A 22,904-nucleotide genomic window follows, 5' to 3' on the forward strand; every position below is an offset into this window, starting at 1 on the left:
CGCTAAGCTCGGTGGATGAAAGTGCGCACCGTAATTAAAATGCTGCTGAACGACGGTTGGGATATAGTGAATATTCAGGGCAGTCATCGTCAATTCAAACATGCCGTCAAGTCCGGACGGGTCACCGTTCCTGGAAAGTTGAGCGACGATTTGGCGCCCGGTACGCTTAACAGTATCCTCAAGCAGGCGGGGTTGAAAAAATGAATACGGTTCGTTATGCCATCGTGATTGAAAAAGCCGGCGGGAACTACTCGGCCTATGTGCCGGACTTGCCTGGTTGCGTTGCCACCGGCGACACCGTGGCGGAAGTGGAGTCCTCCCTTAGAGAGGCAATTGCTTTCCACCTCGACGGCATGCGTGAAGATGGATTGCCCGTCCCGGCGCCCGCCAGCCTGGTCGCTTACGTGGACGTGGCCGCCTGAATGGCGCGGTCGTGCCGGTAGTTCAGGTCGCCGCGCCCATGACGTCGACGATGGCCTGGTAGACGCGCACCGGTTCCTCGGCGATGCGGTTCAGCACGTAGAGGAAGTGCTCGTCGCCGAACACCGCGTACTCGCGGGTGGGGAAGCCGCGCGCGTGCAGTTCGGCGATCTGCTCGGTGCCCAGGCCGATCAGCGATTCGAATTCGAACCAGCGCGGGTCGATGCGTTCCTTCAGGATCAGCGCGCTGACGTCCTGCTGGATGCTGCGGTCGTGGGTGGCGATCGAGCACTTGTGGCCGCTCAACAGCAGCTCTTGCGCGTAGCGGCGGTAGGCGGCGGCCAGTTCCGGGCTGTTGCGGTGGTGCGAGACGTCTTGCGCTTCCAGGAAGGCGCCTTTCACCAGGCGGATGCGGCCGGGGATCTTCATCAACGTGGGCAGGTCCCGCGCCGTGCGGTGGCGCTTGGCCGGCACGGTGATGCCGACGTTGTGCAAGCCTTCTTCCTTGTGCAGGCGCGCGTAGATGGCGTAGATGTCGTCGGCGCGGTCGGCCGCTTCCATCGAGATCATCACTTCGCGGTTGATCTCGGCGGCGGCCAGCGCGATGCGGCGGGCGTTGCGGTAGCCCAGCTCCTTATCCACCGTCAGGCCCACGTGCGACAGGTCGAAGGAGACCGAGCAGTTCAGGTTGCGCTGGCCGATGGCGCGGGTCAATTCCATGAATACTTCGGTCTCGGCCATCGCGAAAGCTTCGTCGCGCACGCTCTCGCCCATGTATTCGACCGAGGCCGCGTGGCCCTGGGCGATGATGTGCTCGACCCGCTGCAGCGCCTCGGCCACGGTGCGGCCGGCCACGTAGCGCTGCGACACCTTGTGCATGTAAGGGCGCAGCAGCGGATCGTTGCAGAACTTTTCCTTGGCGCTCTCGTCGAGCGCCAGCGCGCGCAGGGTGGTGGCGGCCTGGTCTACCAGCGGCTGCCATTGGGCGGGGAAGGCGGGTTGGTGCACGGAGTCTCCAGTAATCCAGTAATGGTCGAATGAAAAAAAACAGCCCGGAGGCTGTTTTGATTTTACCTAGTTGCGGACCAGGTTGCCGTTGTTGTTGCGGACCCGATCGCCGCTCATCAGGCGCGGATCGTGGTCGAAGTTGAAGCTGACCTGCTTGCCGTCGTCGTATTGCACGTGCACGGTCCACTGCTGGCTGGATTTGGCCTTCTCTTCGATCTTCTTGCCGGCATAGGCGCCGCCGGCCGCGCCGGCGACGGTGGCCAGTTCGCGGCCGTGGCCGCTGCCGACCTGGTTGCCCAGCAAAGCGCCGGCGACGCCGCCGGCGATCACGCCCAGCGCGCTGCCTTCGCCGGCCTTCTCGCTGACCACCACCGAGGTGACCTTGCCGCATTCCATGCAGCTGCCCGGTTTGGCTGGGCTGGCTTTGAGCTGGGCCTTGGCCAGCGCCAGCGATTTATCGTATTCGGATTTGGCGTCGCGCGTGCATTGCATGCGGGCCGCCGAGTTGCTTTCTTCCGAGCACAGCTTCTTGTCATCCGCGTAGCGGGTGGCGAGGCGCTTGGATTCCGCGTTGAATTGCTCTTTGGGGGTTTGTGCCATGGCCGACGAGGCCAGGCCGGCCAGCAGCAGTGCTGCCAGAATAGAACGGTTCATGCTTTTTCTCCTTATTAACCGTAGGAACCACCAGTGTACAACAAGTCAAATAGACGGGAAATCGTGGCGATCAGGCTGCCCGCGCCCATCATCATGCTGGCCACCAGCACCACGGCCAGCGGCCAGTGGGTGTCCGACTGCTTGCCGGAGCCGGGGTTGAAGCGGGCATCCCATTTCTCGTCGGACATCAGGCCCAGCACCAGCGCCTCGAGGAATCCGACCAGGCCGGAGAGCATGATGGGCAGCAGCTTGTAGAAGCCGTCGGCGTCCGGCCAGGCGGCGGCGATGGCGGCCGATGCCGGCAGCGCGGCCAGGTGGGCCCACAGCCAGGGGTCGCGCGGGCCGCGCAGGTACAGCCGTTGCAGGCCGAGGCCGCCAACCAGGAAGGCCAGCAGGGTGGCGAAGGTCTTGTTTTTGTGCGATGTGTGGTGCGAAACAGTCATGTTTGTTCGGCAGTAGACGGAAAACATGCAGTATCGGTCATAATACGGGCCCCGGCGGACCTTTTTTATGGACAAGGCTATTGCCCCGCACGCCGGTTCGGGGGATAATCTTCGATTACCCCAATCTGCCCGATTATTTCATTAACGCTTGCTGCTTCGCGGCAAAGCGCGCTATAATTTGCGGCTTTTTCCGTCCTAGCACACTTTTTGGAAATATTATGGTCGTTATTCGTTTAGCTCGTGGAGGCGCCAAGAAGCGTCCGTTCTTCAACATCGTTGCAACCGACTCGCGCAATCGTCGCGATGGCCGTTTCATCGAGCGCATCGGTTTCTACAACCCGATGGCATCCGGTGGCGAAGTGCCACTGCGCATCACCGCTGACCGTCTGGCTCACTGGCAATCGGTTGGCGCACAATTGTCGCCTACCGTGGCTCGCCTGGTAGCTTCGAACAAAGCTGTTTAAGTCTGGTTGCTGGTTTGACCGATAAGAATGCATCCGGGGTGCAAATCCCCGACGATCTGGCACAGGTAGGCTTTGTCTTCGGTGCTTACGGCGTCGCTGGCTGGGTGAGGATACGTCCTTTCTCGGAAGATGCGGATGCGCTCCTGTCGGTAAAAAACTGGTGGATCGACAAGCCTAGCTTGCGCGATGTCGAAGTCAAGCAGTGCAAGCTGCATGGCGGCGACGTGGTGGCACAGCTGGCGGGAGTGACCGATCGGGACGTGGCAGAAGCGCTCAAGGGTGCAGCTGTTTCGGTTCCGCGCAGTCGTTTCCCGGCCTTGTCCGACGATGAGTTTTACTGGACCGAGTTGATTGGTCTGGAAGTAGAGAATTTGCAAGGTGAGCACCTCGGTACGGTGACTGACATGATGAGCAATGGTCCGCAGTCGATCTTGCGCATACAGCCAGCCGCTACGCCAGATGCCGATCCAGAGGCTGTGGCGCAAGAGCGCCTGATTCCATTTGTGGACGCGTTTGTCATCAAGGTAGACAAGGCCGCAAAGAAGATCACTGTCGACTGGGGCCTTGATTATTAAAGAACATAAGGGCGGCCCGCCATGCAATTCGATGTCGTGACCCTGTTCCCTGAAATGTTCGCCGCACTGACGCAGTCGGGTGTCACCCGGCGCGCGTTCGAACAGAATAAATGTGGCTTGTCGTTGTGGAATCCGCGTGATTTCACGACCGACAATCACCGCACCGTGGATGACCGCCCCTATGGCGGCGGCCCCGGCATGGTGATGCTGGCCAAACCCCTGGAAGCGACGCTCAACGCGGCGAAGCAGCGCCAGACCGATGCCGGTCTGCCCGCGCCGCGCGTGGTGTTCATGTCGCCCCAGGGCAAGCAGTTGACGCACGAGCGCGTGATGCAGCTGAAGCAGGAGCCCGGTCTGGTGATCCTGTGCGGCCGCTACGAAGCGGTGGACCAGCGTTTGCTGGACCGTTGCATCGACGAGGAAATCAGCCTTGGCGATTTCGTGCTGTCCGGCGGCGAGCTGCCGGCGATGGCCTTGATGGATGCCGTGATCCGCCAGATTCCCGGCGTGTTGAACACGGATGCGTCGGCGATCGAGGACAGCTTCGTCAACGGCCTGCTGGATTCGCCGCACTACACGCGGCCGGAAACGTATGAGGGTGTGGGCGTGCCGCCGGTGCTGATGGGCGGCAACCACGCCGAGATCGAGAAATGGCGCCGCCAGCGCATGCTGGAGGCGACCGCGCGCAAGCGCCCGGATTTGCTGGTCAAGGCGCGTGAGGCAGGGCAGCTCACCAAGCTTGACGAAAAGTTTTTGGCAGGTTTGTAAACCTGTTGTCGTAGAAGCCGGCGGACATGTCGTCCGCATGGTTGTTTAACCCCATCCTCTACTGGGCATCGAGTTTCGACTCATAGCGCGCCAGCACGATGGTTTATGGAGTCATCTAAATGAATCTGATTCAACAACTCGAGCAAGAAGAAATCGCTCGCCTGGGCAAGAGCATCCCTGACTTTGCACCTGGCGATACCGTGATCGTCAACGTTAACGTAGTCGAAGGCACCCGCAAGCGCGCCCAGGCTTACGAAGGCGTGGTCATCTCCCGTCGCAACCGTGGCCTGAACTCGAACTTCATCGTTCGTAAGATCTCGTCCGGCGAAGGCGTCGAGCGTACCTTCCAGCTGTACTCCCCGCTGATCGCTTCGATCGAAGTGAAACGCCGCGGTGACGTACGTCGCGCTAAACTGTACTACCTGCGTGATCGTTCCGGTAAATCGGCACGTATCAAGGAAAAACTGCCAAACCGTCGCCCAGTGGCGAAAGCAACCGCCGCTTAATAGCTGCGTTTGTGTTTGGATAAAAGGGGCGCCACTGGCGCCCCTTTTTTCGAAGTTGCTTCAAAATGACCGCAGCGTCGTTGTTTCGCCACCCCTGCGGCGTGGCCCTCGCCGTGCATTCGCACTGTCTTCGGCGCCACGCCTAGCTGCGATCATTTTGAAACAACTTCTCTAGTGGAGGTAGTGTTTGGCCAAGCCGTTATTCGACCCGAAAGAACTCCCCGTTGATGCCATCGCCGGCGAACCCGCCGTCGCGCCGGAGCGTTTGACGCCCTCGTGGCTGCGTGGCCGCTTCATCGAGCAGCCGCTCTGGACGCCCGAGGGCGCCGAGGAATCGCTGGGCAGCCTGTCGCAGCGGGCGACGCCGACGCCGGCCTCGGTGCTGATCCCGCTGGTGTTGCGCGAGGACGGCCTGACCATCCTGCTGACCCAGCGCACCGCGCACCTGACCGATCACGGCGGGCAGATCAGCTTTCCCGGCGGCCGTGCCGAAGACTACGACAGCGACGTGGTCGACACCGCGCTGCGCGAGTCGGAGGAGGAGATCGGACTGGCGCGCCGCCATGTCGACGTGTTGGGCACCTTGCCCAAGTATCTGACCGGCACCGGTTATTGCGTCACGCCAGTGGTGGGCCTGATCGCGCCGCCGTTCGAGCTGACCGCCGATCCGTCCGAAGTGGCGGAGATCTTCGAAGTGCCGCTGGCCTTTTTGATGGATGGCCTGAACCATCAGCGGCTGTCGGTGCAATTGCCGGGCGGGCGGCGCAGCTTCTACGCCATGCCGTATGGCGACTATTACATCTGGGGCGCCACGGCCGGCATGCTGCGCAACCTGTTCCATTTCTTGCGTGCTTAACTGCACTAGGCTATCGTAGCGACTGCCGACTCAAAGGATCACTAATGACTTTTCTTTCCATTCTATGCGCGCTGTTGATCGAGCAAATGAAGCCGCTGCGCGCGGACAATCCGATCTACGCCGAAATCAAGCGCCTGGCGTTGCGGATGGAGACCTGGTTTAACGCCGGCGACTCGACCCACGGCCGCATGGGCTGGTTCCTGATGATGGCCATCCTGATGGTGCCGACGGCGCTGATCTACTGGGTGCTGAAGCACTACAACTGGTTCCTGGCGGCGTTCGCGTGGAACGTGCTGATCGTCTACCTGACCCTGGGCTTCCGCCACTACAGCCATTACTTCACCTCGATCCAGCTGGCGCTCAACGCCGGCGACGACGCCGCCGCGCGCGCGCTGCTGGCCGAATGGACCCGGCAGGACACGGTGGGCATGGAAGCGTCGGAGATCGCCCGCCTGGCGGTCGAGAAGTCGCTGATCACCACGCACCGCAATGTGTTCGGCGTGTTCTTCTGGTTCCTGATGCCGCTGGGCCCTGCCTGCGCCGTGATGTACCGCGTGTCCGAGCACCTGGCGCGCGCCTGGAACGAGCCTGAGCACATGCGCAACGAAGCCTTCGGCCAGTTCGCCGCGCGCGCCTTCTACTGGATCGACTGGATACCGGTGCGCCTGACGGCGGTGGCCTTCGCGGTGGTCGGCAATTTCGAGGACGCGATCTACGCCTGGCGCAACTTCGCCCACCGCTGGGCGGACGAGGCGATCGGCATCATCCTGTCGGCCGGCGGCGGCGCGATGGGCGTGCGCCTGGGGTCGCCGGCGGAGAACGCCGCCAAGGTGCTGCCGGCCGATGCCGCCACCGTGGACATCGGCGACGAGGAGCCGGAGATGCTGCCGGGCGAGGAGCCCAGCGTGCGGGCGCTGCAAAGCACGGTGGGCCTGGTGTGGCGCGCCTTGCTGCTGTGGATGATGTTGTTATTGCTGTTGTCCGGCGCAGTCTGGCTCGGGGCGACCCCGTAACGCGGCGCGAACACGGGTACAATAGCGGCATTGCTGTGGTGCAGAATGATGATTATTCTGCACCAAAGTGGTTAATCGCGCTGGAATCTGGATTGAAATCAATGACTTACGTATTCAGGTCTTCTATAAGATATAATACGTAAGAATCTTACAGAATGATATCCGCCCGAGCCACCCGTCGGGATCTTCCACGCATTCTTGTTACCAACAAGTATCTACTCATAAGCAGCCGCCTATGGCAGAGTCAGTTCAAAAACCGTCAGAACAGCAGGATTCGTTCTTCATCCTCGGCCAGACCAGCAATGGCAGGCAATTCCGTCCCAGCGACTGGGCCGAGCGCCTGTGCGGCGTGATGTCCTGCTTCAAGCCGGAAGGCTATGGCGGCGGCCGCGACTCCCATTTGCAGTTCTCGCCGTATGTCACGCCGACCGTCATCAATGGCGTCAAGTCGGTGGTGGTCAACGGCAAGCTGCGCCAGCTCGAACCGCTGGCCTATCACTTCGTCATCTCCTTCGCCAAGGACAACGACCTGCAAATGGTCGACGCCTGCATCCTGCCTGAAAAAGCCTGACCCTGGCCTGACTCTCCCCGTGTTTTAAAATTTGCTTAAGCGTCTACCCACGAGGGCGGGGTAGGGCGTATGCTGCCTGTTCTTCAGTTTTTTTCGCGAGAGACCATGAACAACAGCCGTTTGAAACACGCCGCCGCCGCCAGCCTGATGCTGTGCGGTTTGTCCTTTGTCGCCACCGGCAGCGCGTGGGCGCAGGCCTTGCCGGCCGGCGTGGTCAAGGGGCCTTCGGTCGAGGGCATCAGCGAGTACCGCTTGCCGAACGGCTTGAAGGTGCTGCTGTTTCCCGACGCGTCCAAGCCGACGGTGACGGTCAACGTGACCTACCTGGTCGGCTCGCGGCACGAGAACTACGGCGAGACCGGCATGGCCCACCTGCTGGAGCACATGATGTTCAAAGGGGCGCCGAAGAACCGCAGCATTCCGCAGCAATTCGCCAACCGCGGCATGGAATTCAACGGCACCACCTCCTACGACCGCACCAACTACTACGAGGTGTTCCAGGCCAGCCAGGACAACCTGAAGTGGGCGCTGGACATGGAGGCGGACCGCATGGTGCACTCCTTCATCGCCCGCAAGGACCTCGATTCCGAAATGACGGTGGTGCGCAACGAGTACGAGAGCGGCGAGAACGATCCGTTCTCGGTGCTGCTCAAGCGGATGCAGAGCGTGGCGTACGACTGGCATTCGTACGGCCGTTCGACCATCGGCAACCGCAGCGATATCGAGAATGTGCGGATCGAGAATCTGCAGGCTTTCTATCGCACCTACTACCAGCCGGACAACGCGGTGCTGCTGGTGGCCGGCAAGTTCGAGCCGTCGCAGACGCTGGCGTGGATCAGCAAATCGTTCGGCGTGATCCCGAAACCCAAGCGCAGCCTGCCGCCGTTCTGGACGGTCGAGCCGACGCAGGACGGGGAGCGCAGCTTCGTGGTGCGCCGCAAGGGCGACATGCAGGTGATCGCGCTGGGTTACAAGATTCCATCGGCCTTGCAGCAGGATAGCGATGCGCTGAGTTTCATGTCCGAGATTTTGGGCGACACGCCGACCGGCCGCCTGCACAAGGCGTTGGTGGAGAGCGGCAAGGCGGCGCAGGTGTTCAGCTTCGGCCAGACCGGCTATGCGCCGGGCTTGCAGATCATCGGCGCGGTGGTGAAGGCGGGCGAGCCGCTGGAGCCGGTGCGCGATGCGCTGATCGCGACGGTGGAGGGCTTCGCCAGCACGCCGCCTACTGCGGAGGAGATGGAGCGGGCGCGGCGCAACTTCGCCAACGGCATCGAGAAGTCGCTCAACGATCCGCAGCGGGTGGGCGTGAGTTTGTCCGAGGAGATCGCGCTGGGCGATTGGCGTCTGTTGTTCGAGGGCCGCGACAAGCTGCCGAGCATCACGCCGGAGCAGGTGGCCGCCGCGGCGGGACGCTATCTGAAGCGCGACAACCGCGTGGTGGGCAGCTTCGTGCCGGAGGATGCGCCGCTGCGCGCCGAGATCCCGCCCGCGCCTTCGGTGGCGGAGGTGATGAAGGACTTCAAGGGCAAGGACAGCGTGCTGACGTCGGAGGTGTTCGATCCGAGCCAGGCCAATATCAATGCGCGCACCGAGATCAAGACCATCGGCGGCTTGAAGGTCGCGCTGCTGAACAAGAAGAATCGCGGCGAGGCGGTGTCGGTGGACTTGCAACTGCATTGGGGCGATGAGAAAAACCTGTTCAACACCGCCATCGTCTCGAACGCGGCCAGCGAGATGCTGATGCGCGGGACCAGCAAGTACAGCCGCGAGCAGCTGGCCGACGCCTTCGCGAAGCTGAAGATTTCCGGCAGCCTGTATCGCTTCGATACCACGGGGCCGAACCTGGATGCGGCGCTGCGGCTGGTCGCGCATGTGCTGAAGGAGGCCAGTTTCCCGGCGGCGGAGTTCGAGCAGTTGCGCCAGCAGTGGCTGGTGGGGATCGAGGCCTCGCGCAATGAGCCGCAAGCGCTGGCGCGCACGGAGGTGGATCTGTATTTCAACCACTATCCGAAGGGTGATGTGCGCGCGCCGATGACGGTCGATGAGCAGCTGGCGGCGGTGAAGGCGCTGAAGCTGGAGGACGTGATCGCCTTCCATCGCGATTACTACGGAGCCAATCACGGCGAGCTGGCGATCGTCGGCGATTTCGACAAGGCTGCGATCAGCAAGACCATCGCCGACAGTTTTGGCGGCTGGGACAGCAAGGTGGCCTACGCGCCGATCACGTCGACCAACGAGGACAAGGCGCCGCTGCACAAGGCCATCAACGCGCCGGACAAGGAGAACGGCTTCTACACCGCGCGCCTTAACCTGGACCTGAACGTCAATGATCCTGACTATCCGCTGCTGGACCTGGCCAACTACATCTTCGGCGAAGGCGGTTTGAAGTCGCGCCTGATGGACCGCATCCGGCAGAAGGATGGCTTGTCCTACGGCGGCGGCTCGGGCCTGCAGGCGGGCGAGATCGACCGCGCCGGCAGCTTCGGCATCGACGCCATCGCCGCGCCGCAAAATTTGAAGAAGCTGGAGGCGGCGATCCGGCAGGAGCTGGAGCGCGCGGTGAAGGATGGCTTCACGGCGGCCGAACTGGCGGGCGCCAAATCGGGCCTGTTGCAGCAGCGGGTGCAGAACCGTTCCAAGGACAGCGTGCTGGCCGCAGGCTGGACGCGCAACCTGTACATGAACCGCACCTACAGCTGGAGCAAGGAATACGAGGACAAGCTGAAAGCGGCCACGCTGGCGCAAGTCAACGCCGCCTTCCGCAAGGCTGTCGATCCGGCCAGGCTGACGGTGGTGACGGCGGGCGATGAGGCCAAGGCAAAAGGTGCGGCATCGGCCGCGAGTGCGAAATAGCCAGACCTGCGGTGTCAATGAATGTCGTCCAGCTGGTCGTGGGTGCGGCGGTAGCGGGGCAGGCGGCGTTCCAGCGTGTTTTGCGACTGGTGGTTCGCGTGTTCGACCAGCGTCAGCGCCGTGCTCAGTGCGGCGCTCATGGCTTTGGCGGCGGCGGCCATCGCGTCGGCCGGCGACAAGGGCGCCTTGGCGGACAGCTGGTTCTGGCGGGCGCGCAGTTGGGCGGCTTTGGTCCAGTTTTTTTCACCCGGGAAGCGTATCCAGAGTTCGTTCCAGGCGTTGCGTGCATCGCCGCACACTTGTTGTACCATCTGATTCGGCGAGACCGACTCGCCACGGAAGATGAGGTCGTCGCCGATGATCTCGGCGATGTACCAGTTGTCGCCGCTGTGCAGGCGCAGGTGCGTGGCTTCCGGCAGGAACAGCTGCTTCCATTGGTAGCCGCGCAACGGGGCCGCGTCGTCGCTGCTTTTGGCTATCCATAGCTTGATCGCGCTGGCGATGGCGTCGGCGGGCGTTAGCGGACTGCCGCTCTGGCGCAGGAAATCGCAGAGCTCGTCATAGGCGGCGGGTGGGACCTTGGGGGAGGTTTTTTGAGACCTTGTGAAATTCATCTCTGATTCTCCTATCTGGTTTTTGCTGGCGTTTTCTATTTCTCTCTGTTGGACCAGCGCCCGAAAAAAGAGTTCGGAAATGACAAAAATAGATAAAAGCAGAGAGCCGAAATAGTATCGTCCGGCGAAGGGGCGGGCGGCGCTACCCCCACCCTGTATTCTGTCGGCAATTTGGGAGCGTTCATGAGGCGATTGATGATAGAGGGACGGGTGCAGGGCGTCGGCTACCGGGCTTCGTTTGCGGAGCAGGCGCGGGCGCTGGGGCTGTCCGGCTGGGTGCGCAATCGCCGCGATGGTTCGGTGGAGGCCGCCGTCGATGGCCACCCTCAGGCGATCGAAGCCATTAGCACCTGGGCCAGGCGCGGCCCGCCCGCCGCCCGCGTTGCCAACGTCGTTATCGAAGAAGGCCCGGCGCTGGAAGCGGCGGACGGCGACTTCAAAATCCTGCCGACGCTGTAAAAAGCGACGCGGCAAGCGCGCTTTTCGATTATGTACTATCATTAGTTACATGAGACGAGACAGCAAACTATCTTCCATCCTGCACGTGCTGCTGCACATGGCGCACGCCGAGCGGCCTTTTACCTCCGACGAGCTGGCGGGCTTCCTCGGCACCAATCCGGTGCTGGTGCGGCGCGTGCTGGCCGGGCTGCGCGAGCGCGGCTACGTCGGCTCCGGCAAGGGCCATGGCGGCGGCTGGAGCATCACCTGCGATTTGCGCAAGGTGACGCTGCGCGACATCTACGAGGCGGTCGGTTCGCCCACGGTGTTCGCGATGGGGAACCGCGAGGAACATCCTCAGTGCCTGGTGGAGCGCGCCGTCAACGACGCGCTGTCCAGCGCCTTCGATGAAGCCGAGGCTTTGCTGATCGAACGTTTCAAGGACGTGACGCTGGCCGACCTGTCGACCCGCTTCAACGACGGTTACGCCAATCACAAAGGAGCTTCCCATGCACATCCCCCATCCATCGACTGAGTTCGACGTCATCATCATCGGCGGTAGCTACGCCGGCTTGTCTGCCGCCCTGCCACTGGCGCGCGCGCGCCGCCGCGTGCTGGTGATCGACGCCGGCCAGCGCCGCAACCGGTATGCCCGGCATTCACATGGCTTTCTTGGACAGGACGGACGCGAGGCGGCGGCCATTGTCGCCGATGGCCGTGCGCAGTTGATGAAGTACCCGACGGTGCGCTGGCTGGACGGCGCGGCCGCGCAGGCGGTGCGGACGGCGCATGGCTTTCGCGTCACGCTCAACGACGGCAGCGCGTTCCAGGCGCTGCGGCTGGTGCTGGCCACCGGCGTGGTCGACGAGCTGCCGCCGATTCCCGGCCTGTCCGAGCGTTGGGGCGACAGCGCTTTCCACTGCCCGTATTGCCACGGCTATGAGTTGATGCAAGGCGCGATCGGCGTATTGGCGACCGGCCCGATGTCCATCCATCACGCGCTGATGCTGCCGGATTGGGGGCAGGTGACGTTCTTCCTGAACGGCGCCTTCGAGCCCGACGAGGCGCAACTGACGTCGTTGAAGGCGCGCGGCGTGACGATAGAACGCACGCCGGTCAAAGCCATCGGCGGTCATGCCGTCGTCGAACTGGAGGATGGACGCAAGCTGGAGATGGCGGGCCTGTTCGTGCTGACCCGCACCCACAGCGGCAGTCCGCTGGCCGAGCAGCTGGGCTGCGAGGTGGAGCAGGGCCCGACCGGCTCGCACGTGCGCACCGATGCGATGAAGGCGTCCAGCGTGGCCGGCGTGTTTGTCGGCGGCGATGCTGCGCGCATGTTCGGCAGCGTGGCGCTGGCCGTGGCCGACGGCGGGATGGCCGGCACCGCCGCCCATCAGTCGCTGATCTTCGGGCTGGCCGCAGCCGCCTGAGGATCTGGGCCTGCGATGCGCGGCGTCAGGGCCGGCGCGGCGGGCGGGCGTTGTGCAGCACGCCCTGCTTGTGCTCGGGGATGTGCGCGGACGGGTCTTGCGCCGCATCGAACACGTAGTGCTGGAAGATCGCGCCCCATGCGGCGCGCAATTCCGGCGGCTGGTGCTTCATGCTTTGCAGCGTGGCGACCAGCGCTTCGAAGGTGGTGCCAGCGTCAGGCGCCGGCTCTTCGTTCTTCCACCAGTAGTTGACCATCATGTTCAGGATGCCGTTCGACTGCACATGGTGCCACCACAGCGGCGGGATGAACAGCGCGTCGCCCGGCAGCAGGTCGGCCACCAGGGCCGATTCCATCGCCTGCTTGAAGCGCGGGTGCCTGGCGTAATCCGGAGCGCGGAAATCGACCATGCTGATGGGCGTGGGCGTGGGCGCGAAATCGAGCGGGCCGATATACAGGTTGGCCACCTGTTCGGGCGGGAACAGCGTGAAGCGCCGCTCGCCGCTGACCACGCAGGCCAGGTTGTACGATTCGTCGAAGTGGGCCGGCGTGGTGATGGTGTTGCCCAGCCAGATGCGCGGCCGCACCGACGGCGGCAGCGCCGGCGCCACGTTGTGCAGCGCGAACTGCGGCAGGCAGTCGTCGATCAAGGCGCTCTGGATCGCCACCGACGGCGGCGCCTCGAACTGCGAGTAGCGCGCCAGCTGCTCGATCACCTTCGATACCGGCACCTTGTTGCGGACGAAGTTGAAGCCCTCCATGTCCGGCTTGTAGAACAGCCGCCCGCGCTGGTCCGGCGGCGTCATCACGGCGTCGACCTGGTGGCCGCTGTCGAATCCCATCAGGTACTGGCACAGCGCTTCCGGCGCCTGCCGCGCCTGCTGCACGGCCGGCCAGTGGCGCACGAAGCCGCGCAGGATGGCGGGCCGGTAGCTGCCGACGATCTCGCTGTCAAAGCGCGCCGGGTCGAGGTCCTGGTATTCGATGATCTGGTTCATGGATCGTATGATGGCATAAAAAAACCCGCCAGGGCCGGGAGCGGCCGTGGCGGGAACAGACTACACAATGAAGCGGTTACCGATCAGTACTTGATATGCAGGCCAGCGTAGTACTGCGCGCCGTTGGCATAGAAGCGTGCCGGTTGATCCTTGTTGAAGATGTAGTTCTTCAGGATCGGGTTGTTCAGGTTCTGGCCACTGAGCGTCAGCACGATGTTCTTGCTGATGTTGTAGTTGAACGAGGCCGACAGGGTGCCCGAGGCGTCCTGGTACAGCGGGGTGCCGCGGTCCTGGGCCGCCAGGAAGGCCGAGCGCCATGCGTAGCTCAGACGGACGTTGAACTTGTCGTTTTCGAAGTACACGCCGGCGTTGGCCGTGGTCTTCGAAGCGCCCAGCATGTCGCACGGATCGCCGGAGGTGGCGGTCTGCATCGCCGGGCAGGCGCCGAAGTCCAGGTGCGAGTCGGCGAAGGTGGCGTTGGCGTCGAAGCCGTAGCCCATGCCGACCGGTACCTGGGCTGCCAGTTCCATGCCCTTGACCTTGGCGCCGACGTTGATCGGCGAGGTGATGCTGTAGGTCGCGAACACCGGCTTCTTCTGTTCCTGCGAAGCGCGGCTGTCGATGAAGGTGCCGGTGCTGACGCCGTAGCCGACGTAGTCATGCAGGTCCATGTAGAACACGCCGGCCGACAGCAGGGCGCGCGGTGCGAAGTACCATTGCAGGCTGGCGTCCAGGTTGTTCGACTTGACCGGTTTGAGCGCCGCGTTGCCGCCGTTGCCGGTGTGGGTCTCGTCGGTCAGCAGCACCGCGCCGCCCAGGGCGCCGTAGTCGGGACGGGTCATGGTGCGCGACAGGCCGACGCGGGCCACCAGGTCGGAGCGCAGGTCGAACTTCAGGTTCAGGCTAGGCAGCGGGATGGTGCTGTTGTTGTCGATCGCCGTCTTCTGGACGAAACCGCCCCATGGATAGGCTGGCAGCGTGCCGCCGGCCGGCTGGTTCTGCAGGATCTGGTAGCCGTTCGAGGTGCCTTCGGTGCGCACGATGCGCAGGCCGACGTTGCCGTTCCAGCCGTCGCCTTCCATCTCGGCCTGGGCGTAGATCGCCTTGGTGTTTTCCTTCAGGTCGAACATGTCCTGGTAGTAGGTGCGCGAGACATCGCGGTTCGAGTGCAGGTCGCCCCAGGCGTTCAGCACCGCCGGATCCAGGATCCAGACGTTTTTAGGGAAGTCGCCGCCCAGGTCCTTGCCGAAGTTGCCAGGATAGGTGGTGCCGCTCCAGGCCGGGTTGGTAGTGCTGCCGCCGACGTCGGTGTTGGACCAGTTCGGGCCTTGCGCCACTTCGAAGTTGGCGCGGGTGTGGTGCGAGCCGCGCACGCCGAACTTCAGTTCGCGGAACACGCCGCTGTCGAGCGCGAAGGCGGCGTCGATCTGGCCGTAGGTCTCCTTGTCGTCGGTGGTGGCCGGCGAGACGCCGAACACCCAGTCCAGCGGGGTGCCGGTGAACTTGGAGACGTCGATGTTGGGGAACTTGACGTTGGCCGGGCTGCCCAGGCCATTGAGCTGGTAGCTGGCGCCGGAGTTGTTGACGTCGCCCTCGAACACGCCCTGGCTCGGGGTCACGCCCTTGCCCTTGGTGGAGCCGGCCTTGGCGGTGAGCACCAGGCGGTCGGTGGCGCGCCATTTGCCGTCCAGGTCGAAGAACTCGGTCTGGGCGTAGGCGCCTTCGCGGACGATGTCGTCGACGATGCCGTAGCGCAGCGGCTTGGCGGCCGTGCCCTTGTTGGCGAACGAGGCCGACACCAGCGTGCCGTTGCGGATCACGTAGCCCGGATCAGGCGCGACGCCCGAACCGAGCATGCCGGAACCGTTCATGTCGGTCATGTAGTTGGTGTTGAAGTTGGACGCGTCCATCTTCGAACGGAAGTAGGTCGCCTCCAGGCTGAAGTCGCGGCTGGGCTTGAATTGCAGGTCGATCAGGCCGCCCTTGCGCTTGCGCTCCTGCTGGAACAGCGAGGAGCCGATCAGGCGCGGGAACCAGACGTTGGCCAGGTCGGGATTGGTCTTGACGGCGGCGTTGGTCGGCGCGACCTGGGTCCACTGCAGCAGCTCCTGGCCGTCGCGGCGCAGGCTGCGTTTTTCCGAGAAGCCTTGCACCATCAGGCCCAGCGTGCCGGCTTCGTTTTTCCAGTTGAACAGCGCGCTCACTTGCGGATCGGTTTTTTCCGGCAAGGTGGCGTACACCGCCTGCACCGTCGCCTCCATCGAGATCGGCTGCTTGAAGTCCAGCGGATGACGGGTGCGGATGTCGATCGAGCCGCTCGAGCCGCCTTCGATCTGGTCGGCGGTCGGCGATTTGTAGACCACCACCTGGCCGACGATTTCCGACGGCAGCAGCGAGTACGAAGCGGAACGGCCGACGGCGCCGCCCACCTGGTCCAGCACGAACCAGTCGCCCGAGGCGACGGCGTGGCCGTTGATCAGGGTCTGGGTCAGCGACGGGGCGGTGCCGCGCATCGACACGCGGTCGTTTTCGTCGAAGCCGCCCGAGCCCGCGCCCGAGGTGGAGATGTTCACGCCTGGGACGCGTTGCAGCGAGTCGGCGACGTTCTTGTCCGGCATCTTGCCGACGTCTTCGGCGGTGATCACGTCGACGTTGCTCGACGCGTTGCGCTTGACCGACAGCGATTGTTGCAGCGAGCCGCGGATGCCGCTCACGATGACGACTTCAGGCTCTTTGTCTGCCGCGGCCTGTTGTGCCTGAGCGGTCATCGAGACGCTCAGCGCCAGGATGGCGGCTGCGGTCGCGATAGGCGTCAGTTTGGACATTTTAGTGTTATTCGAATTGTGGTACATGTTCCCTCCCGTTGATGAAGGCTCCGCCGAGCCCACTGATTGTTGATGCCGTTTTTTACTTCTTACAAACCACTTACAAAACCAATCCAACGCCAATATACCCGTCTTTTAATACCAGATCACTACCACTTTGAAATTCTTTTTCGTAATGTTGTATGCGGCATACAGAGTGTGTCTTCGGCAACTATGTAATACCGCTGCGGTGCCGGTACGGACCACTGTTGTGATGATCTGCAACAGCCTGAAAGCCAGCATCCATGCGGGTTTGAAGGGTGGTACGAAAAATATTTGCAGATCCGGAAGGTGACGGCGGCTGCGCGCTGGTCTTTTTTTGGTATTATCAATTGACAACTACAAACAGGATGCCTGCAGCGTTATGGACAGCGATACTCTGACCCCACTGGTACACATCCGGGCGCACCTCAATGAGACCAGTAACCTCCCTCTGTACCAGCGCCTGCAACGGGCTTTGCGCTCGGCCATCGAGCAGCATTTGCTCAAGCCGGAGGACGCGCTGCCGGCCGAGCGCCAGCTGGCGGCGGACCTGGCGGTGTCGCGCATCACGGTGCGCAAGGCGATCGACGGCCTGGTCGGCGAGGGCGTGCTGGTGCGCCGGCCCGGCTCGGGCAACTTCATCAACACCCGCATCGAGAAGAACTTCGCCAAGCTGACCTCGTTTTCCGAGGACATGCGGGCGCGCGGGCGCACGCCGCGCAGCGTCTGGCTCAAGCGCTCGGAGGGCACGGTCACGCCGGACGAGGCGATGCGGCTGCGGCTCAGCCCCGGCGCGGCGGTGTACCGCTTCCACCGCATGCGCTACGCCGACGACGTGCCGATGTGCCTGGAGTACGCGACCATCGTGGCGTCCTGCCTGCCGTCGCTGGAGGCGGTCGACGTGTCGATGTACGACGCGCTGGAGAAGGCCGGCAACCGGCCGGTGCGCGCCCTGCAGCGGCTGTCGGCGCTGCTGCTCAACGCCGAACAGGCCGCGCTGCTGCAGGCGAAGGAGGGCGACGCCGGGCTGTCGGTCGAGCGGCTGGGCTTTTTGCGCGACGGCCGCGCGGTGGAATTCTGCCGCTCGTACTTCCGCGGCGACATGTATGACTTCGTGGCGGAACTGAACGCCGGCTAACCTTGCAAGGATCTATGCACATGCACCAACTGAAACGCTGGGCCATGGCGGCGGCGCTGGCCGCCGCCTGGCCCGTCACCGCCACCGCCGCCGGCGCCGGGGCGGAAATCGTCGGCTACTATCCCGGCTGGAAGTCGGACGCCTTCCCGGTCACCGCCGCCAACGTCGGCGCGGGCCAGCTGACGATGGCCTTGTACGCCTTCCTCGACGTCTGCTGGAACGGCCGGCACGGCAACCCCGAGCCCTCGGTCAACTACGTGGCGCCGTGCCAGGACGCGGCCGGCGACGCCGCCTCGGCCAACGGCGCGCTGGTGTTCCGCGACGCCGCCAGCGATGGCGCCAACCTGCGCGCGCTGGTGGCGCTGAAACAGCGGCATCCGCAGTTCAAGGTGGTGGTGTCGGTCGGCGGGTGGGACTGGTCCAACCAGTTCTCCAACGTGGCCGACAGCGTGGAGGCGCGCGCCAGCTTCGTCGCCTCGGCGGTGAAGCTGATGCGGCGCTTCGGCCTGGACGGCGTCGACATCGACTGGGAATATCCGACCGAGGCCGGCGTGCCGTGCGTGGCGGGCGCGGTGTGCGCGCGGCCGGCCGACAAGCAGAACTTCATCCTGCTGGCGCGCGAGCTGCGCGCGGCATTCGACGCCGCCGGCCGGCAGGATGGCAGGCATTACAGCATCACCATCGCCGCCGGCGGCAACGCCAACTACGTCAACGGGGGCGCGGCCGGCAGCGGCTGGATCGGGCAGCTGGCGCAGAGCCTGGACTGGATCAACATCATGGCCTACGACTACCACATGCCGTGGGAGAAGCGCAGCGGCCACCATGCGGCGCTGTCGGCCGATCCCGGCGATCCCGGCGATCCGGTGACGGCCAGCGGCTTCCACGCGGCGGGTTCGGTGCAGCGCTACCTGCAGGCCGGCGTGGCGGCGGACAAGCTGGTGCTGGGCGTGCCGTTCTATGGCTATGGCTGGAAGGGCTGCGCGCCCGGCGCCAACGGCGACGGCCAGTATCAATTGTGCGACGGCGGCGCCAGCGGCGGCGTGGACGGCGGCAATTCGTATGGTTACAGCCATCTGCTCAAGCAGGGCTATCTGACGGCGGGATACGAGGGCGGCAGGGGCTACCGGCGCTACTGGAACGGCGCGGCCAAGGCGCCGTACCTGTACCATGCGGGGGAGCGGGTCTGGATCAGCTACGAGGATCCGGTCTCGCTCAAGGAGAAGGCCCGCTACATCAAGGCGCAGGGCCTGCGCGGGGCGATGTTCTGGGAGTTGAGCAACGACGGCGGGCATCAGCTGCTCGACGCCCTGTCGGCCGCCATGCGGCGCTTGCCATAACCCGTGTGCTTAAGCGATACGCCAGCCGCGCCACTTAGGGGTCAGACCCCGCACGGGGTCTGACCCCGCTTGGCTGTGCGGGGTAACAAAAAGCCGGCGCTGGGCCGGCTTTGCCTGGATTACTTGGCTTCCGCCGGTGCTGCTTTTGGCGGGTTCTGGTACATGATCCAGTAGCGCGCCAGGTCGCCGCGGCCGTCGTTGCCGCTGATGGTTTCCAGCAGCTTGACCGATTCGTCCTTCTTGCCGGCGATGGCCAGCGCGTAGGCCAGGCGCAGCTTGGCGTCTTCCGGATTCTTGGCCACGCCCTTGGCGATACCTTGCTTCATCAGCTCAATGCCTTTGTCGGCCTGGCCCAGGGTGACGTAGTTGTAGCCCAGGTTGACCAGGCCGACGCCGTCCTTCGACTTCTGCGCGGATTCGATGCCCTTGTCGATGTTCTTGGCGTCGTCGGCGGCGCCCTTGTTGGCGCTGTCGCGGATTTTCTGCAGCGCGGCCTTGTTCTTGTCGGCCGGGATGGCGCCCGGGTAGCCCTTGTCCATGGCGATCTTGGCTTCGGTGAAGAAGCCGCCCAGCACCGCCAGTTCGGCGATTTCCGCGTAGTCCTCAGGCTCCATCTTCGATGGCGCGGCCAGCGCTTTCAGGCGGGCGATGTCCAGGTCCAGGCGCGGCGCGTAGGATTTCTTGCCGCGGGTGCGGTTCAGCAGGTCGAACCAGTAGTCTTCGCTCGGATAGTAGCGGGTCAGCTCTTCCACCGCTTGCAGATACAGCTCGGTGTCCTTGGTCTTGATGCCGACGTTGCCCAGCAGGTTCAGCTCGTCCTTCGGCGGGATGGCGCCGGATTTCTTGGCCGCGGCGACGTCCTTCAGCGCTTCGGCCTTGGCGGTGGCGAAATCGTCCTTGAAGAAGTAGGAGCGCACGATGAACTGGCGCTGCTTGAGGGTGTCGCCCGACTCGGTGCCGTAGCGGGTGAACCAGGTGATGGCCTGGTCGTAGTCCTTGATGTTGCTGTAGTAGATGCCGCCGACGGCGTCGATGAAGCGCAGCTTGTCTTCAGGCTTCAGGCGGCCCGATTCGATCATGGCGCTCAGCGCCTTGACGGTGCCCGGATAGTCGCCGGAGGCCTGGCCCAGTTGCACGCGCATCTGGTTCAGGATGAAGTCTTCGTACGGCGTCACGTTCGGCATGGCGGCCGCGGTGTCGATGCGGTTCTTGAATTCGGCGTAGTTCTTCGCTGCCAGCAGTTCCTTGGTCTGTGCCGGGTCGATCAGTTTGTAGATCTCGGGACGCACGGCATCCTTGGGCGGCTCGGCCGGCTTGGCGGCTTCGGCGGCGTAGGCAGGGGACATGCCCAGCATGGCCGGTGCGGCGTTCAGGCCGATGGCGGCCAGGATCAGGCTAATACGAGCGAGACGAATGTGGGACATGAATTATCCTTCTTTCTATCAAACAAATTAGAGGGCCGGCGGGTAGGCCTTGCCATCGCGACAGTACAAACCCGCGTATTGTTACATAAAACCGGTTCGAATTACGAATTCAAGCGTGTGCCGGCCCGCGCGCCAGTGCCCGGCCGTCGGCGCTGAATAACAGGCAACGCGACGGCGGCAGGTGGATGCGCGTCAGGTCGCCGGCGTGCAGCGGCGGCGCTTCGGCCGGCTGCTTGACGGCGATCATTTCGCCGGCGCCGGCCAAGGTGGTGTAGACGATGGACTGGTCGCCCAGGTATTCCACGTGGCCGATGCCGACGTCGATGGTGTTGGCGTCGCCCTTGGCGGCGCCGGCGACGGACAGGTGCTCGGCGCGCACGCCCAGCGTGACGCGGTCGCCCCGCTGCGGGCCGCCGGTGGAACCCTCGGCGTCCACCGCGACGATGGCGCCGCCGGGCAGCAGCACGCTGGCGTGGCCGGCCGACAGCGCGACGATCTCGCCGGCGATGAAGTTCATCTTCGGCGTGCCGAGGAAGCCGGCCACGAACAGGTTGGCCGGATGGTTGTACAGTTCATGCGGCGTGCCGACCTGCTCGATGCGGCCGGCGTTGAACACCGCGATGCGCTGGCCCAAGGTCATCGCCTCGACCTGGTCGTGGGTGACGTAGATCATGGTGGTCTTGAGTTCCTGGTGCAGGCGGCTGATCTCCACCCGCATCTGCACGCGCAGGCTGGCGTCGAGGTTGGAGAGCGGCTCGTCGAACAGGAACACCTGCGGCGTGCGCACGATGGCGCGGCCGATGGCGACGCGCTGGCGCTGGCCGCCGGAGAGCTCCTTCGGCCGGCGCTTGAGCAGCGGGGCGATCTGCAGGATGGCCGCCGCGCGCTGCACCGCCGCCGCCACCTCGGCCGGCTTGCGGCCGGCCAGCTTGAGCGCGAAGGCCATGTTCTCGTACACCGTCATGTGCGGGTACAGCGCGTACGACTGGAACACCATGGCCAGCTTGCGCTGCGCCGGCGCGATGTCGTTGGCCAGCGCGCCGCCGATGTGCAGCGTGCCGCCGCTGATGTCTTCCAGGCCGGCGATCATGCGCAGCAGTGTCGACTTGCCGCAGCCGGACGGGCCGACGAAGACCATGAATTCGCCGTCGGCGATATCGAGGTCGACGCCGTGCACCACCGGGGTCTGGTCGTAGCGCTTGACGATCTGTTTGAGGCTGACGCTGGCCATCCGCTTAACCCGCGCGCACGGCTTGCGGCGCCGGCTCTTGCTCTGCCTGCGGGCGCGCCGTCATCGGGATCAGCTGCGACAGCACCGCCACCGGGATCGCGCACAGCATCACCCAGATGAAGAAGTGCTGGTAGCCCAGCGAGATCTGGATGTCGCCGCTGAACAGCTTGAACAGCACGAAGCCCAGCTGCATGATGCCGGTCGAGAAGGCGTAGTGCGCGGTCTGGTATTTGCCCGGCGCGACCACCTGCATCATGTACAAAATCAGGCCGACGAAGCCGAAGCCGTAGCCGAACATCTCGACGCTGAGCGCCACGCCGATCACCGACAGCTCGGTGGGCTGGAACACCGACAGCAGGTAGAACGCGACGTTGGGCAGGTTGACCGCGAGGATCAGCCACAGGATGGCGCGTTTGAGGCTGAGCCACGAGGTGAAGTAGCCGCCGGCGATGCTGCCGACCACGAAGGCCACGGTGCCGACGGTGCCGTACACGGCGCCCACTTCGGCGGTGGTCAGGCCAAGGCCGCCGAGGTTGCGCGCCTCGCGCAGGAACAGGGGGCCGATCGACTGCACCTGCGCCTCGCCGGCGCGGAACAGGATGATGAACACGATCGAGATCCAGATGCCGGGCTTCCTGAAGAATTCGACGATCACTTCCCCCAGCGTGCGGGCGATGGCGCCGGCGTTGGTGTCGGCGGTGGCCTCGTTCGGCGCGGTCGGCAGCGCCCAGCTGTTGTACAGGCCCAGCGCCACCATGATGACGGCCAGGATGCAGAAGCTGATGGTCCATGCCGGCACCACGCCCAGCGTCTTCTCGAAGTGGCCGGCCAGCAGCAGCAGGCCGCCGGTGGTGAAGAACTTGCCGGCGTTGAAGAAGGTGCCGGTCCAGCCGGCGTATTTGGCCTGGCCTTTTTCATCCAGGCTGGAGATGTACAGGCCGTCGCAGGAGATGTCGTGCGTGGCCGACGAGATGCCGACCAGCGCGAGCATGGCCATGCAGGCCGCGAACCAGAACGGCGCGTGCAGCGCCAGCGCCACGCCGCCCAGGCACAAGCCGCCGAAGATCTGGAAGCCGACCACCACCAGCTTCTTGCTGCTGGCCAGTTCCAGGAAGGGGCTCCACAGGGGTTTGAAGACCCAGGCGAAGCCGATCAAGCCGGTCCAGTGATTGAGCTCGTCGTTGGGCACGCCCATGCTCTTCAACATCTGGTTGGCGACGATCGCCACCGCGAAGAACGGCAGGCCCTGCGCCAGGTAAAGGCTGGGTACCCAGAACTTCGGGTTGCGTATTTTTTTGTTGTCCATATTGCCTCC

General features: G+C 64.0%; 24 protein-coding genes. 15 read left to right on the top strand and 9 right to left on the bottom strand.

All coding sequences use genetic code 11. The features are described from left to right. Positions 1 to 15 precede the first annotated feature (15 nt). Together RUGAMON1_RS07190 and RUGAMON1_RS07195 are read left to right on the top strand one after the other, a co-directional pair. Positions 16 to 204: a type II toxin-antitoxin system HicA family toxin gene (locus tag RUGAMON1_RS07190; RefSeq protein ID WP_445229846.1), complete on the top strand. Its 189-nt coding sequence runs from the start codon at positions 16 to 18 to the stop codon at positions 202 to 204. Continuing rightward, positions 201 to 422 carry a type II toxin-antitoxin system HicB family antitoxin gene (locus tag RUGAMON1_RS07195; protein WP_445229847.1) on the top strand — a complete coding sequence of 74 codons (222 nt, stop codon included), beginning with the start codon at positions 201 to 203 and terminating at the stop codon, positions 420 to 422. Before RUGAMON1_RS07190 ends, RUGAMON1_RS07195 begins: the two co-directional genes overlap by 4 nt. A 22-nt stretch (positions 423 to 444) precedes the next feature. Here the strand turns inward: RUGAMON1_RS07195 and RUGAMON1_RS07200 are convergent, their stop codons facing one another. The 3 genes from RUGAMON1_RS07200 to RUGAMON1_RS07210 all read right to left on the bottom strand — a co-directional run bounded on the left by RUGAMON1_RS07200 (position 445) and on the right by RUGAMON1_RS07210 (position 2,525). Beyond that, a complete protein-coding gene (locus RUGAMON1_RS07200) occupies positions 445 to 1,428 on the bottom strand; it encodes a proline dehydrogenase family protein (RefSeq protein ID WP_445229848.1) in 984 nt (327 codons plus the stop codon). Positions 1,429 to 1,494: 66 nt separating this feature from the next. After that, the gene (locus RUGAMON1_RS07205) at positions 1,495 to 2,082 is read right to left on the bottom strand and encodes an outer membrane lipoprotein (RefSeq protein ID WP_445229849.1); all 588 of its coding nucleotides are present in this window, start codon (positions 2,080 to 2,082) and stop codon (positions 1,495 to 1,497) included. A 14-nt stretch (positions 2,083 to 2,096) separates the two neighbouring features. Further along, positions 2,097 to 2,525, bottom strand: coding sequence for a TM2 domain-containing protein (locus RUGAMON1_RS07210; protein ID WP_445229850.1), 429 nt, complete (start codon positions 2,523 to 2,525; stop codon positions 2,097 to 2,099). Positions 2,526 to 2,743: 218 nt separating this feature from the next. Between RUGAMON1_RS07210 and rpsP the strand changes: the two genes are divergently transcribed. From rpsP to RUGAMON1_RS07250, 8 genes are all read left to right on the top strand, one after another. Then, a complete protein-coding gene (gene rpsP, locus RUGAMON1_RS07215) occupies positions 2,744 to 2,989 on the top strand; it encodes a 30S ribosomal protein S16 (protein WP_332854645.1) in 246 nt (81 codons plus the stop codon). A 14-nt stretch (positions 2,990 to 3,003) separates the two neighbouring features. Continuing rightward, entirely contained in the window at positions 3,004 to 3,564 is a 561-nt protein-coding gene (gene rimM / locus RUGAMON1_RS07220; protein WP_445229851.1) for a ribosome maturation factor RimM, read from the top strand. A 21-nt stretch (positions 3,565 to 3,585) separates the two neighbouring features. Continuing rightward, entirely contained in the window at positions 3,586 to 4,332 is a 747-nt protein-coding gene (gene trmD / locus RUGAMON1_RS07225) for a tRNA (guanosine(37)-N1)-methyltransferase TrmD (RefSeq protein ID WP_070358876.1), read from the top strand. A gap of 119 nt (positions 4,333 to 4,451) precedes the next feature. Beyond that, a complete protein-coding gene (gene rplS / locus RUGAMON1_RS07230; RefSeq protein ID WP_008446022.1) occupies positions 4,452 to 4,838 on the top strand; it encodes a 50S ribosomal protein L19 in 387 nt (128 codons plus the stop codon). Positions 4,839 to 5,025: 187 nt separating this feature from the next. After that, a complete protein-coding gene (locus RUGAMON1_RS07235; protein ID WP_445229852.1) occupies positions 5,026 to 5,694 on the top strand; it encodes a CoA pyrophosphatase in 669 nt (222 codons plus the stop codon). Positions 5,695 to 5,738: 44 nt separating this feature from the next. After that, a complete protein-coding gene (locus RUGAMON1_RS07240) occupies positions 5,739 to 6,707 on the top strand; it encodes a CobD/CbiB family protein (RefSeq protein WP_445229853.1) in 969 nt (322 codons plus the stop codon). 235 nt (positions 6,708 to 6,942) lie between these two features. Continuing rightward, positions 6,943 to 7,278, top strand: a complete 336-nt coding sequence (locus RUGAMON1_RS07245; RefSeq protein ID WP_445229854.1) for a DUF3579 domain-containing protein — start codon at positions 6,943 to 6,945, stop codon at positions 7,276 to 7,278. Between the two features lie 105 nt (positions 7,279 to 7,383). Further along, positions 7,384 to 10,134, top strand: coding sequence for a M16 family metallopeptidase (locus RUGAMON1_RS07250; protein ID WP_445229855.1), 2,751 nt, complete (start codon positions 7,384 to 7,386; stop codon positions 10,132 to 10,134). Between the two features lie 14 nt (positions 10,135 to 10,148). Here RUGAMON1_RS07250 and RUGAMON1_RS07255 read toward each other — a convergent pair whose 3' ends face one another. Next, entirely contained in the window at positions 10,149 to 10,748 is a 600-nt protein-coding gene (locus RUGAMON1_RS07255; RefSeq protein ID WP_445229856.1) for a hypothetical protein, read from the bottom strand. 183 nt (positions 10,749 to 10,931) lie between these two features. Between RUGAMON1_RS07255 and RUGAMON1_RS07260 the strand changes: the two genes are divergently transcribed. The 3 genes from RUGAMON1_RS07260 to RUGAMON1_RS07270 are packed head-to-tail and all read left to right on the top strand — an operon-like array spanning position 10,932 to position 12,616. Beyond that, complete coding sequence (locus RUGAMON1_RS07260) at positions 10,932 to 11,207, top strand: acylphosphatase (protein WP_445229857.1); 276 nt, start codon at positions 10,932 to 10,934, stop codon at positions 11,205 to 11,207. Positions 11,208 to 11,256: 49 nt separating this feature from the next. Further along, positions 11,257 to 11,721 (top strand): Rrf2 family transcriptional regulator, encoded by a 465-nt coding sequence (locus tag RUGAMON1_RS07265; protein WP_445229858.1) that lies wholly within the window; start codon positions 11,257 to 11,259, stop codon positions 11,719 to 11,721. After that, complete coding sequence (locus tag RUGAMON1_RS07270; RefSeq protein WP_445229859.1) at positions 11,696 to 12,616, top strand: NAD(P)/FAD-dependent oxidoreductase; 921 nt, start codon at positions 11,696 to 11,698, stop codon at positions 12,614 to 12,616. Before RUGAMON1_RS07265 ends, RUGAMON1_RS07270 begins: the two co-directional genes overlap by 26 nt. A 25-nt stretch (positions 12,617 to 12,641) precedes the next feature. On the opposite strand, the gene RUGAMON1_RS07275 is transcribed toward RUGAMON1_RS07270, so the two are convergent. Continuing rightward, on the bottom strand, positions 12,642 to 13,613 hold the full coding sequence (locus RUGAMON1_RS07275) for a cupin-like domain-containing protein (RefSeq protein WP_445229860.1): 972 nt from the start codon (positions 13,611 to 13,613) through the stop codon (positions 12,642 to 12,644). 83 nt (positions 13,614 to 13,696) lie between these two features. Continuing rightward, on the bottom strand, positions 13,697 to 16,438 hold the full coding sequence (locus tag RUGAMON1_RS07280) for a TonB-dependent receptor (protein WP_445229861.1): 2,742 nt from the start codon (positions 16,436 to 16,438) through the stop codon (positions 13,697 to 13,699). Positions 16,439 to 16,841: 403 nt separating this feature from the next. On the opposite strand from RUGAMON1_RS07280, the gene RUGAMON1_RS07285 reads away from it, so the two are divergent. Continuing rightward, the gene (locus RUGAMON1_RS07285; protein WP_445229862.1) at positions 16,842 to 17,597 is read left to right on the top strand and encodes a GntR family transcriptional regulator; all 756 of its coding nucleotides are present in this window, start codon (positions 16,842 to 16,844) and stop codon (positions 17,595 to 17,597) included. 20 nt (positions 17,598 to 17,617) lie between these two features. Continuing rightward, the gene (locus RUGAMON1_RS07290; RefSeq protein WP_445229863.1) at positions 17,618 to 18,934 is read left to right on the top strand and encodes a glycoside hydrolase family 18 protein; all 1,317 of its coding nucleotides are present in this window, start codon (positions 17,618 to 17,620) and stop codon (positions 18,932 to 18,934) included. A 119-nt stretch (positions 18,935 to 19,053) separates the two neighbouring features. Here RUGAMON1_RS07290 and RUGAMON1_RS07295 read toward each other — a convergent pair whose 3' ends face one another. The 3 genes from RUGAMON1_RS07295 to RUGAMON1_RS07305 form a co-directional block, all read right to left on the bottom strand. Then, positions 19,054 to 20,358, bottom strand: a complete 1,305-nt coding sequence (locus RUGAMON1_RS07295) for a hypothetical protein (RefSeq protein ID WP_445229864.1) — start codon at positions 20,356 to 20,358, stop codon at positions 19,054 to 19,056. A gap of 109 nt (positions 20,359 to 20,467) precedes the next feature. Next, positions 20,468 to 21,589, bottom strand: coding sequence for an ABC transporter ATP-binding protein (locus tag RUGAMON1_RS07300; RefSeq protein WP_445229865.1), 1,122 nt, complete (start codon positions 21,587 to 21,589; stop codon positions 20,468 to 20,470). A gap of 4 nt (positions 21,590 to 21,593) precedes the next feature. Next, positions 21,594 to 22,895: an MFS transporter gene (locus RUGAMON1_RS07305; protein WP_445229866.1), complete on the bottom strand. Its 1,302-nt coding sequence runs from the start codon at positions 22,893 to 22,895 to the stop codon at positions 21,594 to 21,596. Positions 22,896 to 22,904 lie beyond the last annotated feature (9 nt).

It is taken from the genome of Duganella rhizosphaerae, from assembly GCF_040364205.1.
Taxonomy (GTDB): domain Bacteria; phylum Pseudomonadota; class Gammaproteobacteria; order Burkholderiales; family Burkholderiaceae_D; genus Rugamonas; species Rugamonas rhizosphaerae.